The organism is Rhodococcus sp. YH1, from assembly GCF_009939605.1.
Lineage (GTDB): Bacteria > Actinomycetota > Actinomycetes > Mycobacteriales > Mycobacteriaceae > Rhodococcus > Rhodococcus aetherivorans.
On sequence record NZ_WVTE01000210.1, the window covers coordinates 39,290 to 53,001 of the forward strand.

At 73.1% G+C, this 13,712-nt stretch carries 14 protein-coding genes; 7 read left to right on the forward strand and 7 right to left on the reverse strand.

The window, feature by feature from the left end; all coding sequences use genetic code 11:
- Positions 1 to 15: 15 nt before the first annotated feature.
- Together AIIKEEIJ_RS15170 and AIIKEEIJ_RS15175 are read right to left on the reverse strand one after the other, a co-directional pair.
- Entirely contained in the window at positions 16 to 276 is a 261-nt protein-coding gene (locus AIIKEEIJ_RS15170; protein WP_006939347.1) for a DUF5703 family protein, read from the reverse strand.
- A complete protein-coding gene (locus AIIKEEIJ_RS15175) occupies positions 276 to 1,283 on the reverse strand; it encodes a hypothetical protein (protein WP_050035236.1) in 1,008 nt (335 codons plus the stop codon). The genes AIIKEEIJ_RS15170 and AIIKEEIJ_RS15175 overlap by 1 nt, the downstream gene beginning before the upstream one ends.
- A 138-nt stretch (positions 1,284 to 1,421) precedes the next feature.
- Here AIIKEEIJ_RS15175 and AIIKEEIJ_RS15180 point away from each other — a divergent pair, with 138 nt between their 5' ends.
- Complete coding sequence (locus tag AIIKEEIJ_RS15180; RefSeq protein ID WP_050035237.1) at positions 1,422 to 1,769, forward strand: hypothetical protein; 348 nt, start codon at positions 1,422 to 1,424, stop codon at positions 1,767 to 1,769.
- On the opposite strand, the gene AIIKEEIJ_RS15185 is transcribed toward AIIKEEIJ_RS15180, so the two are convergent.
- The 5 genes from AIIKEEIJ_RS15185 to AIIKEEIJ_RS15205 all read right to left on the reverse strand — a co-directional run bounded on the left by AIIKEEIJ_RS15185 (position 1,722) and on the right by AIIKEEIJ_RS15205 (position 6,425).
- Positions 1,722 to 2,624 (reverse strand): heme ABC transporter ATP-binding protein, encoded by a 903-nt coding sequence (locus AIIKEEIJ_RS15185; RefSeq protein WP_050035238.1) that lies wholly within the window; start codon positions 2,622 to 2,624, stop codon positions 1,722 to 1,724. The genes AIIKEEIJ_RS15180 and AIIKEEIJ_RS15185 overlap by 48 nt on opposite strands.
- Positions 2,621 to 3,700, reverse strand: a complete 1,080-nt coding sequence (locus AIIKEEIJ_RS15190) for a FecCD family ABC transporter permease (RefSeq protein ID WP_006939355.1) — start codon at positions 3,698 to 3,700, stop codon at positions 2,621 to 2,623. The genes AIIKEEIJ_RS15185 and AIIKEEIJ_RS15190 overlap by 4 nt, the downstream gene beginning before the upstream one ends.
- A complete protein-coding gene (locus AIIKEEIJ_RS15195; RefSeq protein ID WP_161995991.1) occupies positions 3,697 to 4,707 on the reverse strand; it encodes an ABC transporter substrate-binding protein in 1,011 nt (336 codons plus the stop codon). The genes AIIKEEIJ_RS15190 and AIIKEEIJ_RS15195 overlap by 4 nt, the downstream gene beginning before the upstream one ends.
- Positions 4,704 to 5,378: a biliverdin-producing heme oxygenase gene (locus AIIKEEIJ_RS15200; RefSeq protein ID WP_006939358.1), complete on the reverse strand. Its 675-nt coding sequence runs from the start codon at positions 5,376 to 5,378 to the stop codon at positions 4,704 to 4,706. The genes AIIKEEIJ_RS15195 and AIIKEEIJ_RS15200 overlap by 4 nt, the downstream gene beginning before the upstream one ends.
- A 108-nt stretch (positions 5,379 to 5,486) precedes the next feature.
- Entirely contained in the window at positions 5,487 to 6,425 is a 939-nt protein-coding gene (locus tag AIIKEEIJ_RS15205; protein WP_029543698.1) for an aldo/keto reductase, read from the reverse strand.
- A gap of 191 nt (positions 6,426 to 6,616) precedes the next feature.
- Between AIIKEEIJ_RS15205 and AIIKEEIJ_RS15210 the strand changes: the two genes are divergently transcribed.
- The 6 genes from AIIKEEIJ_RS15210 to pglW all read left to right on the forward strand — a co-directional run.
- The gene (locus tag AIIKEEIJ_RS15210) at positions 6,617 to 7,462 is read left to right on the forward strand and encodes an undecaprenyl-diphosphate phosphatase (protein WP_170914091.1); all 846 of its coding nucleotides are present in this window, start codon (positions 6,617 to 6,619) and stop codon (positions 7,460 to 7,462) included.
- Between the two features lie 56 nt (positions 7,463 to 7,518).
- Positions 7,519 to 8,199, forward strand: a complete 681-nt coding sequence (locus AIIKEEIJ_RS15215; protein ID WP_006939362.1) for a histidine phosphatase family protein — start codon at positions 7,519 to 7,521, stop codon at positions 8,197 to 8,199.
- Positions 8,200 to 8,241: 42 nt separating this feature from the next.
- The gene (locus tag AIIKEEIJ_RS15220) at positions 8,242 to 8,826 is read left to right on the forward strand and encodes a DUF3090 domain-containing protein (protein ID WP_006939363.1); all 585 of its coding nucleotides are present in this window, start codon (positions 8,242 to 8,244) and stop codon (positions 8,824 to 8,826) included.
- 4 nt (positions 8,827 to 8,830) lie between these two features.
- Positions 8,831 to 9,634 (forward strand): SCO1664 family protein, encoded by an 804-nt coding sequence (locus AIIKEEIJ_RS15225; RefSeq protein WP_050035239.1) that lies wholly within the window; start codon positions 8,831 to 8,833, stop codon positions 9,632 to 9,634.
- A gap of 51 nt (positions 9,635 to 9,685) precedes the next feature.
- Positions 9,686 to 10,927, forward strand: coding sequence for a cysteine--1-D-myo-inosityl 2-amino-2-deoxy-alpha-D-glucopyranoside ligase (gene mshC / locus AIIKEEIJ_RS15230; RefSeq protein ID WP_161995992.1), 1,242 nt, complete (start codon positions 9,686 to 9,688; stop codon positions 10,925 to 10,927).
- Positions 10,928 to 11,041: 114 nt separating this feature from the next.
- Positions 11,042 to 13,712, forward strand: a 2,671-nt coding sequence (pglW, locus tag AIIKEEIJ_RS15235) for a BREX system serine/threonine kinase PglW (protein WP_338020959.1), incomplete at its 3' end; no start/stop codon positions are given.

Here is a 13,712-nt window from a genome sequence, read left to right on the forward strand (position 1 = left end):
TGCCCGGGGTCGGCGTCAACGAACGGTGGGTTCGGGAACGTGGTGGCCGGTCTTGCGGCGACGCAGCAGCACCCGGCGGCTGCCGTCGGGATACAGCCGCACCCGCGTCAGCTCCCAGCCGTGGAACTCGGCCTGGATGGCGAGCCGCAGCGACGCGCTGACCCGGGACACGTCGCGCGGCAGCCGCAGCGGCACGTACTCGTACTCGTCGTTGCTGGTGTCCCAGCCCACCGGCAGCCGGGTCCACCGGCCGCCCACCTCGCGTGCCCCTGCCATCACACACCCCCGATCGGGATCCGCTGCAGTCCGTCCCCGGTCGCGGACCCGATCACCAGGACCGCGTCGGTGGCGTCGACCGCCACCGAGTTCGGTTGCCGCACCGTCGCGTACCGGCCCCGCTCCTGCGGAATCCCGGTCGACAGATCGTAGCCGATGACCTCGTTGCTGCCGGTCGAGGTGACCCACACGAGATCGTTCGCGGTGTCGTAGGCGACGCCGTACGGGGCGTTCGGCACCGGGTAACGCTGGCGCAGCACCAGCGGGTCGAGGGTGTACACATGCAGTTCCCCGCCGCGGGTGTCGGTCACCAGCACCCGGCCGAACGGATCGGTGGTCAGCTGCGTGGCGCCCTCCCCGGCGCGCAACGCCAGCCCCAGATCACCCTCGGCGACGTCGACCTCGGTCAGCGAGGTCTGGCGACGGTCCAGGGCGGCGAGCGACGTGCCCACCGCGGCGAGCGCGTCGACCGAGGCCAGGCCGGGGACGGTCTGCGTCGCACCAGACGGGTCGACGACGTGGGTGACACCGTCGGCGGTGCCCACGGCGAGGCGGCCGTCCGCCAGCACGGCCGCGGCGCGGGCGTCGCCGTCGACCGGCACCTCGGCGACGGTGCCCGCCCGCACATCCACCCGCGCGACGACTCCGGGACCGGGGGCCAGGACCTCGCCGTCGGCCCCGGGAACCACGGTCACCGCCGCGGCCGGCAGCGCGACCTCGCGGGGCGTCGCGGCCGGATCGGCGGCCCCGAGCAGCAGTAGCCGCGACCCGTCGTCGGTGAGCGCGGCGACCGTACTCGTGCCAGGATCGACGGTGAGGGCGTCGACGGCACGGCCCAGCGCCTGCACCGTTCCCGCCGGCGGGACGGCCGGCGCCGGAGCCACGGCCGGCGTGGCCGCGTCGATGGTGGGCAGGTTGTCGCCGCTGTTCGAGGAGGAACACCCGGTGACCAGCGCCAACGCGAACCCCACCGCCGCGGCGGCGCCACGTGCTGCCGGTCTGCCCATCGTCTCGCTCCTCGTACTCGTCCACGGTCGGTCCGGGGCGGCACCGTCGCCGGCCCCGCACCCGACCCCCAGTGTTCCTGATCGCCGCGGCGCCGCCGCAGGCGCCTCTCCCGCCCTCCACCCCGCGAGGAGACCGATGTGACCTGGCCCACCGGCTCGGCCGACGTGCCCGCCGACGGCTTCGCCGTCGAATACGTCAGCCCGGGCGTCCACGCGCACGGGTTCGGTCGCACCGACGAGGGACAGCCGTTCTCGTTCCGGGTGCGCCGCAAGACGCTGCGGGTGGAGGTGTACCGGCCCGCGGGCCGTGTCGCCGTCCCCACCGCGGCGGACGTGATCGCCCGGGCCCGGGCGTCGGTCGCGGAGATCGACCTCGCCGACGAACGCAGCGTGGTGGCGGCGGTGCGGGACACCGTCGCGCGCGCCCGGCCGTGCCGGTCACCGACGCTGCTCGACCGCGTGCTCGGGATGCTGCCGGGCCGCTGACCCCGCCGCACCCGCCTCGCGGTGCCGCGGCGGCCGGTGCGGCAGCACCAGCGGTGCGCCGGTCTCGGGATGGGCGTGGACCCGCACCGGGTAGTCGTACACGCGGGTGAGCAGCTCGCCGGTCAGCACCTGCGCGGGCGGGCCGTCGGCGGCGACGCGGCCCCGTTCGAGCACGCAGATCCGGTCGGCGTACGCCGCGGCCAGGTCCAGGTCGTGCAGCACCACCACGACGGCGGTGCCCGCGTCGGCGCGGGCCCGCACCACCTGCATCACCGTCTCCTGATGGCCCAGATCGAGCGCGGCGGTGGGCTCGTCGAGCAGCAGCGTCTCGGTGTCCTGGGCCAGTACCCGCGCCAGCGCCACCCGGGCCCGTTCGCCGCCGGAGAGCGCGGGGAACGGCCGGTGCGCCAGGTGCGTGACGTCGGCCTCGGTCAGCGCGGCTGCCACCAGGGCGTCGTCGTCCCGGCTGCGCCCGGTGCGCGCCCACGCCGCGCGACCCATCCGCACCACCTCCAGCGCGGTGAACGCGAAGCCGACGGCGTGCTGCTGCGGCAGCACCGCCCGTCGACGTGCCAGGGCGGCGGCCGAGAACTCCTCCAGCGGGCGGTCGCCGACCGCCACGCGGCCCGCGGCGACGGGATGGTCGCCGGCGAGCGCGGCCAGCAGGGTGGACTTGCCGGCGCCGTTGGGGCCGACGAGCGCGAGCACCTCCCCGACCCGCACCTCGAGGTCGACGCCGTCGAGGACGACGCGGTCCCCGCGGCGGACCCGCACCCCGGCGGCGCGCAGCGTCACCGCGCCGCGGCCGGCACGGGCCGGCACGTGCCGGTCCGGCCACGGCAGGCGCGGGCTCACGCCCAGCCTCCCTGGCGCGCCCGGGTGCGGCGCAGCATCCAGAAGAACACCGGGCCGCCGACCAGCGAGGTCAGCATGCCCAGCGGCAGGTCCGCGTTCTCCACCAGGGTGCGGGCGCCGAGGTCCGCGGCCAGCAGCACCACCGCGCCGCACAGCGCGGCGGCGGGGATCAGCACGCGGTGCGCGGGCCCGAGCGCGATCCGCATCAGGTGCGGCACCACGAGGCCGACGAACAGGATGATGCCGGTGAACGCGACCCCGGAGCACACCAGCACGGCGACGATCACGATGGCGGCCTGCCGCACCCGTTCGACGTCGACACCGAGATGCCGCGCGACGTGCTCGCCGAGGGCGAGCAGGTCCAGCTTCGGGGCGAGCACGACGGCCGCCGCGATCCCGCCCAGCGCCAGCGGCGCGACCACCGCCACGACGTCCCACGTGGCCCCGCCCAGGCTGCCGAGCTGCCAGAAGACGATCTGGTCGCGGGCGGCGGGGGTGGCGACGAAGGTGAACAGGGCGATCAGGCCGCCGGCGAACGCGTTGACCGCCACGCCGGTGAGGATGACCGTCACCACCTCGGTGCGGCCCTCGGAACGCGAGAGCACGTACACCAGGCTCGTGGTCAGCAGACCGGTGGCGAACGCGGCGCCGGCCAGGGCCCATCCGGCGGTGAACGCGCCGCCGAGCACGATCGCGGCGCACGCGCCGACGGCGGCGCCCGCGGACACGCCGATCACGCCGGGCTCGGCCAGCGGGTTGGCGAACACCCCCTGCAACAGGGCCCCCGCGCAGCCCAGCGACGCGCCGACCAGGACGGCCAGCACCACCCGCGGGAACCGCACCTCCCACAGCGTGACCTCCCCGGCCGGGTGGGCGGGCAGCGGCCCCAGGTCGAGCCCGGCGCGGTGCAGCACGCTGCCGATCACCTCGGCCGGCGACGTGGGCACCTGCCCGAGGCACGCCGAGAGCACCGCCAGCACCAGCAGCGCGACCGTCAGGCCCGCGACCACCGCGGCGGTCCGGCCGCGGTGCGCGGCGGGCAGCCGGGCGGGCGCGGCGGTGTCGACGGCGCTCATGCCGGCGCGGCGGGGTAGAGCGCAGCGGCGAGCGCGGCGAGCACCCGCCCGGTGTCCGGGCCGAAGCTCAGCAGCACCGAGTCGGCCATGTCGACGACGTTGCCGTCGCGCCCGGCGGGGGTCTGCGCGACGCCGGGCAGCTGGGCGAGCCCCGCGGGTCCGCCGACGGAGGCGAGGCTCTCGGTCATGATCAAGATCACATCGGGGGCGGACGCGATCATCGCCTCGCTGGTGATCGGGGTGAACTCGGAGGTCAAGCCGGCGACGGTGCCCGCGTCTCGGCCACCGAGGGCCTCGACGAGCGCGTCGGCGCCCGACCCGGGACCGCCGAGCATCTTGATCGCCGACCCGCGCAGGTACAGGAACGCCACGGTCGGGCGGTCGCCGTCGTCCGGCACGGCCGCGCGGGCCGCGGCGATCTCGTCGTCGGTGCGCTGGGCCAGGGCCTCACCCGCCGCGGGCACGCCGAGGGCGCGGGCCACGAAACGGATCTGCTCGCCGACCGTCGCCAGCGTGCGGCGCGGGTCGACGAACACCACCGGCACGCCCGCGGCCCGAAGCTGCTCCTGCACCGCCAGCGGGCCGACCGACGTGTCGGTCAGCACCACCGTCGGGGCCAGGGCCAGGATCGCCTCGGCCGAGAGCCCGTGCCCACCGGGGGTGACATTGGGCACCTGCTCGACGGCGGGGAAACCCGCCGTCGACCGCCCCACCAGCCGGTCCCCGAGACCGAGGGCGAACACGGTCTGCGCGAGGGTGCCCGACCGGTCGGCGGTGACGATGCGGGCGACGTCGGTGACGGTGACCTCGGCGCCGTCGACGCTGCGGACCGTCACCGGCAGCGCCGGGGCGGGAGCCTCGGTGATCGGCCGCGGGTTCGGGTCGTCCACCACCGCGGTGCGCGCCCCGGTCCCGGCACCCCCGATCGGGGCGGCCGAACAGCCGGCGACGAGCGCGACGAGCGCGAGCGCCGCGGCGAGGAACGCGAAGAGGCCGCGCCGCGTCATGGCAGGGGAGGGGTCGTGCGGTACCGATCGAGGTCGGCGGCCAGGTCGGCGAACAGGTCGCCGTTGAGCCCGAACACGAGGTTGGCCTCGTCGATCACCGTGCGCTGCTGCACCTCGTCGAGCGGCGCCGCGTCCAGCTTCGCCCGGTAGGCGTCCTTGAACGGTTTGGGCTTGGGAATGTCGTCGAAGATGTAGAACCGCAGCCCGTCCCGGTCGAACCCGTAGGCCCGCTCGAGCATGCGCCGGATGATCTGGCCGCCGGACAGGTCCCCCAGATACCGCAGGTAGTGGTGGGCCAGGAACACCTCCGGCCGCGCCGCGGCCACCCGCTCGAGCCGCGCGACGTACCGCTCGGCCGCGGGCAGCGGCGCGATCGTCTCCCGCCACCGCGGGCCGAGCAGGAACGTCAGATCCGCCTCGAGCGCCGGGGTGCGCAGCAACGCGTCGTCCAGGAAGGGCCCGGCGATCGGGTCGCCGGCGTGGCCCCGGCCCACCCGCTCGAGCGCCTCGTAGACGAACCACGACTGGGCGAGCAGCGCCGCGTAGCCCTCCCGGGTGAGCCGGCCGGCCAGCAGTTCGGTGACGAACTGCGCGTTCTCGGTGTCGCTGTGCGCCTGCGCCGTCTCGCGCCGGAGCCGTTCCGCGAACCCCGTGACCTCGATCGCGGTCATCGACCGGTTCCTCCTCGTGCCCGACGTCCACCGTCGGCGCACCCACGCCGACCTAGAAGACAGGCTAACCTGACCCGGCGGCGGATCCGGGGGGCGACGTGTCCGAGGTCACGCACTGACGTCGTCGAGCGCGGCCGCGATCGCGGCCGGCAACTCCAGCTCCTCGGCCACCAGCACCCCGGTCAGCTGCGCCAGATCCCGCGCGCCGACCACCGTGGACGCCACCGCCGGCCGGTCCCGCACCCACGCCAGCGCCACCGCCAGCGGCGACGTCCCGAGCCCGTCCGCGGCCGTCGCCACCGCCTCGACCACCCGCGCCGCCGGCTCGGTCAGATAGCTGCGCACCTCCTCGGTGTGCACGTCGTCGGCGCCGCGCGAGTCCGCCGGGATGCCGTCGCGGTACTTGCCCGTCAACACCCCGCCCGCCAGCGGCACCGCCGCGAACACCCCCACCCCGTGGTGCAGCGCCGCCGGGATCAGCTCCTCCTCGACCCCGCGCGCGAGCAGCGAGTACTCCACCTGCGTCGCCACCAGCGGCGCGTGGCGCGTCGCCACCGCCGCGGCCGTCGCCAGCTGCCAGCCCAGGTACCCACGCACCCCCACGTACCGGGCCCGGCCGCTGGTCACCGCGAACTCCAGCGCCGCCGCGACCTCGTCGACCGGCGTCCGCGGATCCCACGTCGCCACCTGCCACAGGTCCAGGTGGTCGGTGCCCAGCTCCCGCAACGTGCGGTCCAGCTGCGTGAGCAGGCCCGCACGGGAACAGTCCACCCGGCCCGCCCCGACCTTCGAGGTGTCGATGCCCGAGCTGCCGGACACCACCAGCTGATCCCGCGGCACCACGTCGTCGAGCAGCTCCGCCAGGATCCGCTGTGCCACCCCGTCGCCGTAGGCGGGGGACGTGTCGACCAGGGTGCCGCCGGCGTCGACGAACGCCGACAGCTGCGCCGCCGCCTCGTCCCCGTCCGTGCCGCGTCCCCAGCTCAGGGTGCCCAGACCGAGCCGCGAGACCCGCAGCCCGCTCGCACCCACCGTTCTGTGTTCCATATCCGCCCGCGCCTCGTGACCATCCGACCGACGGGGCCGATCCGCCGCAGCCGCGACCGCCGCCCCTGACCCAGCACCCTAGTGCCGCGAGGCCGCGAAAACCGTTCCGCCGCGCCGCGTACCCTCGCCCAGGTGAAAATCGACCCCACCCCCGGCGACCGTCCCCACGATCACCCGGAGGTCGCCGCGTGATCGGCGAATCCATGACCTGGCTCCAGACCCTCGTCCTCGGCCTCGTGCAGGGTCTGACCGAGTTCCTCCCGATCTCGTCCTCCGGCCACCTGCGGATCGTCTCGGAGATCTTCTTCGGCACCGACGCCGGCGCGTCCTTCACCGCCGTCACCCAGCTCGGCACCGAGGCGGCCGTCCTGGTCTTCTTCGGCAAGGACATCGTCCGCATCGTCGCCGCGTGGTTCCGTGGCCTCGCCCACCGCGAACACCGCAGCGACCTCGACTACCGCATGGGCTGGTACGTGATCGTCGGCACCATCCCCGTCGGCGTCCTCGGATTCCTGTTCAAGGACCAGATCCGCACCGGCGCCCGCAACCTGTGGCTCATCGCCACCATGCTCATCGTGTTCGCCCTCGTCATCGCCGCCGCCGAACGCTACGGCCGCAAGACCCGCAAGCTCGACGAACTCACCCTCCGCGACGGCATCCTCATGGGCAGCGCGCAGGCGCTGGCCCTGATCCCCGGGGTGTCCCGCTCCGGCGGCACCATCAGCGCCGGCCTGTTCCTCGGCCTGACCCGCGAGGCCGCCGCCCGGTACTCGTTCCTGCTCGCCATCCCCGCCGTCGTCGCCTCCGGCCTGTTCAGCCTCCCGGACGCGTTCGAACCCGCCGGGGAGGGCCTCAACGCCTCCGGCGCCCAGCTGTTCGTCGCCACCGCCGTCGCATTCGCCGTCGGCTACGCCTCGATCGCCTGGTTGCTCCGGTTCGTCGTCAACCACTCGATGTACTGGTTCGTCGGCTACCGCATCGCCCTCGGCGCCGTCGTCCTGGCCCTGCTCGCCACCGGCACCATCTCGGCCACCTGACCCCGGGACCCACGCCGGGCCCGCTCGTCGGGCGCCCGGCCCATTAGGCTGGCTTCATGACGGTCATCCTGCTGCGGCACGGGCGCTCGACGGCGAACACCTCCCGGGTCCTCGCCGGCCGCACCCCCGGCGTCGAACTCGACGAGATGGGCCACATCCAGGCCAAGGGCCTCGTCGACCGGCTCGCCGGCCTCACCATCGCCGAGATCGTGCACTCGCCGCTGCTGCGCTGCCGCCAGACGGTGACCCCCCTCGCCGCCGACCGCGGCCTGACCCCCCTCGTCGACGACCGCCTCGTCGAGGTGGACTACGGGCAGTGGACCGGCCGCGAACTCGGTGACCTGCTGAAGGAACCGCTGTGGAAGGTGGTCCAGCAGCACGCCTCGGCCGCGGTGTTCCCCGACGGCGAAGGCCTCGCACAGGTCCAGGCCCGCGCCGTCACCGCCGTCCGCGAACACGACGGCCGCCTCGCCGCCGCCCACGGCGGCGACGTCGTCTGGATCGCCTGCACCCACGGCGACGTCATCAAGGCCGTCCTCGCCGACGCGCTCGGCACGCACCTCGACGGCTATCAGCGCATCGTCGCCGAGCCCGCCTCCCTCAGCGTCGTCCGCTACACCGAGACCCGCCCGTTCGTGCTGCGCGTCAACGACACCGGCTCGGACCTGTCCGGGCTCGCGCCGCCGGCGCAACCGGCGCCCGTGCCGGGCGGGGAGGTCGGTCCCCGCGGCGGATAATGGGAGAGCGACACCGGATGGATTCGACAACGAGGAGGTGCGATGGCCCGCGCGATACATGTCTTCCGGACCCCGGACCGGTTCGTCGCCGGCACCGTCGGTGAACCCGGCGACCGGGTGTTCTATCTGCAGGCCGTGCACGCCTCCCGGGTGGTGAGCGTGATGCTCGAGAAGCAGCAGGTGCAGATCCTCGCCGACCGCATGGGCCTGCTGCTCGAGGAGGTGCACCGCCGCTTCGGCACGGACCTGCCCGAGGACGCGGACGTCGACATCAGTCCGCTCGTCACCCCCATCGACGCGGAGTTCCGCGTCGGGACCATGGGCCTGGGCTGGGACGCAGACAGCGGCAACGTCGTCGTCGAGCTGCTCGCCGTCACCGAGACCGAAGTCGACGAGTCCGTCGTCCTCGACGACGCCGAGGAGGGCCCGGACGCGGTCCGCGTCTTCCTCACCCCCCAGCAGGCCCGCGAATTCGCCGCCCGGTCCGAACTCGTCGTCGCCGCCGGCCGCACCCCGTGCCCGCTGTGCGGCGAACCGGTCGGCGGCGGCCACATCTGCGTACGCACCAACGGGTACCTGCGCACCGAGGGCTTCGATCCCGCCGCCTGGCTCGGCGAGGAGACCTGAGCCGGTGGGCAGCCCCGACGTCCGCACCGTGCTCACCGACGGCGAACTCACCGTGGTCGGCCGCGTCGTGCACGCCAGCAACGCCACCCTGGTGTGCGACGCCACCCTCGACGCGACCACCGTGCGCTGCGTGTACAAGCCCGTCCGCGGCGAACGGCCCCTGTGGGACTTCCCCGACGGCACCCTCGCCGGCCGGGAGGTGGCCTCCTACCTCGTCTCCGAGGCCCTCGGCTGGGGCGTCATCCCCACCACCGTGCTGCGCGAGGGACCCTTCGGGACCGGCATGGTGCAGCGGTGGATCGACACCCCCGACCCCGCCGACCCGCCCGGCCGCCTCGACCTGGTCGACCTGTGCCCGATCGACGCCGTCCCGCCCGGCTGGCTGCCCGTCCTGCGCGCCCGCGATCTCGACGGCACCGACGTCGTCCTCGTCCACGCCGACGACCCGCGACTGCAGCGCATGGCCGTGCTCGACGTGATCCTCAACAACGCCGACCGCAAGGGCGGGCACGCCCTCGAGGGCGTCGACGGCGGCGTGTACGGCGTCGACCACGGCATCTGCCTGCATCGGGAGAACAAGCTGCGCACCGTGCTGTGGGGCTGGGCCGGCAGCCAGGTCGACCCGTCGCTGCTCGTCGACCTGGACAAACTCGCCCGCGAACTCGACGGCGAACTCGGGCAGCGGCTGGGCACCCACATCACCGCCGGCGAGGTCGCCGCCCTGCGGGGCCGCGTCGGCGCCCTGCTCCGCCGCCCCGTCATGCCCCGCCCGGTCGGAGAGCGGCGCATCCCCTGGCCGGCGTTCTGAGGACCCGGCCTCCGTCCGGAGCCGCCCGCGCCCTCTACTAGGCTCGTGCGCATGCTGTCATGGTCCGACATCGCGCTCCCGTCCGTCCCCGGTCAGGGCCCCCCGCTCCGGCTGTACGACACCGCCGATCGCGCGGTCCGCCCCGTCACCCCGGGCCCCACGGCCACGATGTACGTCTGCGGCATCACCCCCTACGACGCCACCCACCTCGGTCACGCCGCCACCTACCTCGCCTTCGACCTGGTCCACCGGGTGTGGCGCGACGCCGGCCACGACGTGCACTACGTCCAGAACGTCACCGACGTCGACGATCCGCTGTTCGAACGGGCCGCCCGCGACGGCGAAGACTGGATCGTCCTCGGCATGCGCGAGACCGCCCTGTTCCGCGAGGACATGGAGGCGCTGCGCGTCCTGCCGCCCCGCGACTACATCGGCGCCGTCGAATCCGTCGGCGAGGTCGTCGAACTGGTCGAGAAACTCGTCGCCTCCGGCGCCGCGTACATCGTCGACGACGCCGAATACCCCGACGTGTACTTCCGCGCCGACGCCACCGAGCAGTTCGGCTACGAATCCGGCTACGACCGCGCCACCATGGAGCACTTCTTCGCCGAACGCGGCGGCGACCCCGACCGGCCCGGCAAGCGCGACCCGCTCGACGCCCTGCTCTGGCGCGCGCAGCGGCCCGGCGAACCGGCCTGGCCGTCCCCGTTCGGCGACGGCCGCCCCGGCTGGCACATCGAATGCGCCGCCATCGCCCTCAACCGCATCGGCAGCGGCTTCGACGTCCAGGGCGGCGGCAGCGACCTGATCTTCCCCCACCACGAATTCTCCGCTGCCCACGCCGAGGCAGTCACCGGCGACCGCCGCTTCGCCCGGCACTACGTGCACACCGGGATGATCGGCCTCGACGGCGAGAAGATGTCCAAGTCCCGCGGCAACCTCGTGTTCGTCTCCAAGCTCCGCGGCCAGGGCGTCGACCCCGCCGCCCTCCGTCTGGGCCTGCTCGCCGGGCACTACCGCACCGACCGCGCCTGGACCGATCAGGTCCTCGCCGACGCCCAGGCCCGCCTCGCCCTGTGGCGCGACGCCGCGGCCCTGGGCTCGGCCCAGTCCGCCGACGACACGATCGCGCGGCTGCGTCAGCACCTCGCCGACGACCTCGACACCCCGAAAGCCCTCGCCGCGCTGGACAGCTGGGCGACGTTCGCGGTCGAGCGCGGTGGCGACGACCCCTCGGCGCCCGCCGTATTCGCGGACGCCGTCGACGCCCTGCTCGGCATCCCGCTGCGCTGAAGCGCCTTCCGAGTGTGCACATCTCGTCGCGACACGCCGAAGCGTAACGACGAGATGTGCACACTCGACTCTCTATACATGAGTGACGGATGAGATCGAGAGGTGCGGGGCCAGGTGCAGAGTGACCGCTGGGTCGAGGTCAGTCCTTCTCCATTCGACCATGAACGCGAAGGGCTCGAACGGATCAAGGAGATCCTTCCCGACGCACCACCGTTTCGGGCGTGGTCGAACTTCGAATTCCGGGACAACCGTGGCCGCTGGCATGAAGTAGATCTGCTGGTTCTCGCCCGCGACACTCTCTACCTGATCGAACTCAAGTACTACAGCGGCGTTCTGCGCGGCAACGACCACGTGTGGAGTCGCGGAAATTACCGTTCTGAGGATTCGCCGCTGCTGCTTGCGCGCAAGAAGGCGCAGTACTTCTCGTCGCTGCTGAAGGACCGGTTGGCAGAGAAGACCGGGCAGAAGAACCTCAAGGGCATCATCCCGTTCGTGCAGGAACTGGTGTACCTGCACCATCCGGACTTCGTGTGCGCACTCCCTACCAGTTCCAAGATCAACCTTTACGGCATCGACGAAAATAGCGATCGCAGCCAGCTGCCGGGGATCAGCGAGCGGCTGCTCGCCCCGGCCAAGCACGGTCCGGTGTCCGAAGAGAAGTCACTGCTGATCCGCGACCTGATGACCGCCATCGGGCTCGCCCCGCGCCGCCAGCGCGAAGTCGGCTCTTGGGTGATCGACGATCAGCCGCTCGGCGACGGCGAGGGCTGGCAGGATTGGCCCGCCTTCCACCACGTCGACATGGAACGTGCCGCCCGTATCCGCTTCTACCTGCCCAAGCCCGGGGCGACGTCCGCGGAGGAGCACGCCCGGGCGCGCGGTGTGGAGCACGAATACAAGCTGTTGTCGCGGCTCAAGCACGACGGCCTGCAGGTGCCCGTCGACGTGGTCAAGGACAAGGAACTCGGCATCGGCCTGGTGTTCCCGAAATCCGAGAGCGACGTCCGCCTGGACCTGTGGCTCGCGGACCACCACGGCGCGATGACGCTCGAGCGGCAACTCGAGGCGCTCACCGAGATCGCCGAGATCGTCCACTACGCGCACCGGCACCGCGTGGTGCACCGCACCCTCAACCCACGGGCGATCGTGGTCCGCGACCGCAAGACCGGCCCGCAACCGCAGGTGACCGACTGGGACACCGCCGGTGTGCTGCCCGCCAACGCGGAAACTGGGGTGACCCGCCTGTCCGCGGGACCACTGAGCCTCATGGCCGGCAGCCTGAGCGACCAGGCTCGGCTGTTCACCGCTCCCGAGGGAGTGAACCCCGCCGATCCGGCCCGGATGGACGTGTTCGGGCTCGGTGCGCTTGCGTTCTACCTGCTCACCGGCGGGCAGTCGCCGGCAACGGAACGAGGCGAACTGCTCGACCGATTGCGCCGCGACGGCGGTCTCGACCTGGCGGTGGAACTGCCACAGGTCCCCTCGATCCTGCGGCAACTCGTGCTCGACGCCACCGACCCCCGTCCCGCAGAACGGATTCCGTCCGTCGGCGACTTCCTCGAGCGACTCGAGGCGGTGCGCTCGGATCTGTTCCGCGCCGAAGGGGAAACCGATCCGCTCGACGCGAAACCCGGCGACGAACTCGGCGACGGCCGCTTCGTCTACAAGCGGCGCCTGGGCGCGGGCTCGACCGCCGTCGGCATCCTTGTCGTGGACCGCAAGGCGGGCGATCACGAGCGGGTCCTCAAGGTCGCCCGCGACGACGAGGCCGCCGCCCGCCTCCATGCCGAGGCGCAGGTGCTCGGCAAGCTCGACGATCCTCGCATCGTGCAACTGGCCTCCGAGGAGAACGTCGGCGGCCGCGCGGCTCTCGTCGTGCACTACGCGGGACGCACCACCCTCGCGGAGGAGTTGGCCGCCAAGGGCGGCCGGCTGTCGATCGATCTGCTCGAACGCTGGGGTACCGACCTGCTGCAGGCACTCGTTGCCCTCGAGCGTGCCGGGGTGGTGCACCGCGACCTCAAGCCGTCGAATCTCGGTGTTCACCAGTCCAGCTCGCGTGCCGACGCGCACCTTCGCTTGTTCGACTTCTCGATGGCCGGGATCGATCTGCGCCACACCGACGCCGGAACCCCGCCCTATCTCGACCCGTTTCTCGGCACCGGTGGACGCAACCAGTACGACACCGCCGCCGAGCGCTACGGCGCTGCTGTCGTCCTGTTCGAGATGGCGACCGGTGCGGCGCCGCAGTACGGACCGGACCCACAGGCGAACCCGGCCACCGTGCAGGACGATGTCACCGTCGACCCCTCCATGTTCGAGACGCCCGTCGCGGCAGGTCTCACCACGTACTTCACCTCTGCGCTGTCCCGCGACGTCGCGACCCGCCCGGACACGGCCGAGGAGATGCTCCGAGACTGGCGCCGGGTGTTCACCGACCTCGACGCCGCTCCCGCGAAGGCAGACAAGACCACTCGCGCAGTAAAGGTCGCCGCCGGCACCTCCCTTGCTGCCGCCGGGCTGAGCGCGCGGGCCGTGTCTGCTCTCGCCGCGGCGCAGGTCACCACGGTCGGCGAGTTGTTGGTGCTCGATTCCACCCGACTCAACCGGCTGGTCGCCAAGGAAGCGAAAGCCACCCGCACCGAGATCCGCGACCGGCATCGCACGTGGGTCAAGGAACTCGGCCGATCCGCCGCTAAGCCCCAGGATCAGCAGGGGCTGCTCGGCCTGGACGATGCCGTCGCCCTGTTGGTATCGGCGGTGGGCACGGGTAGGGCCAGCACCC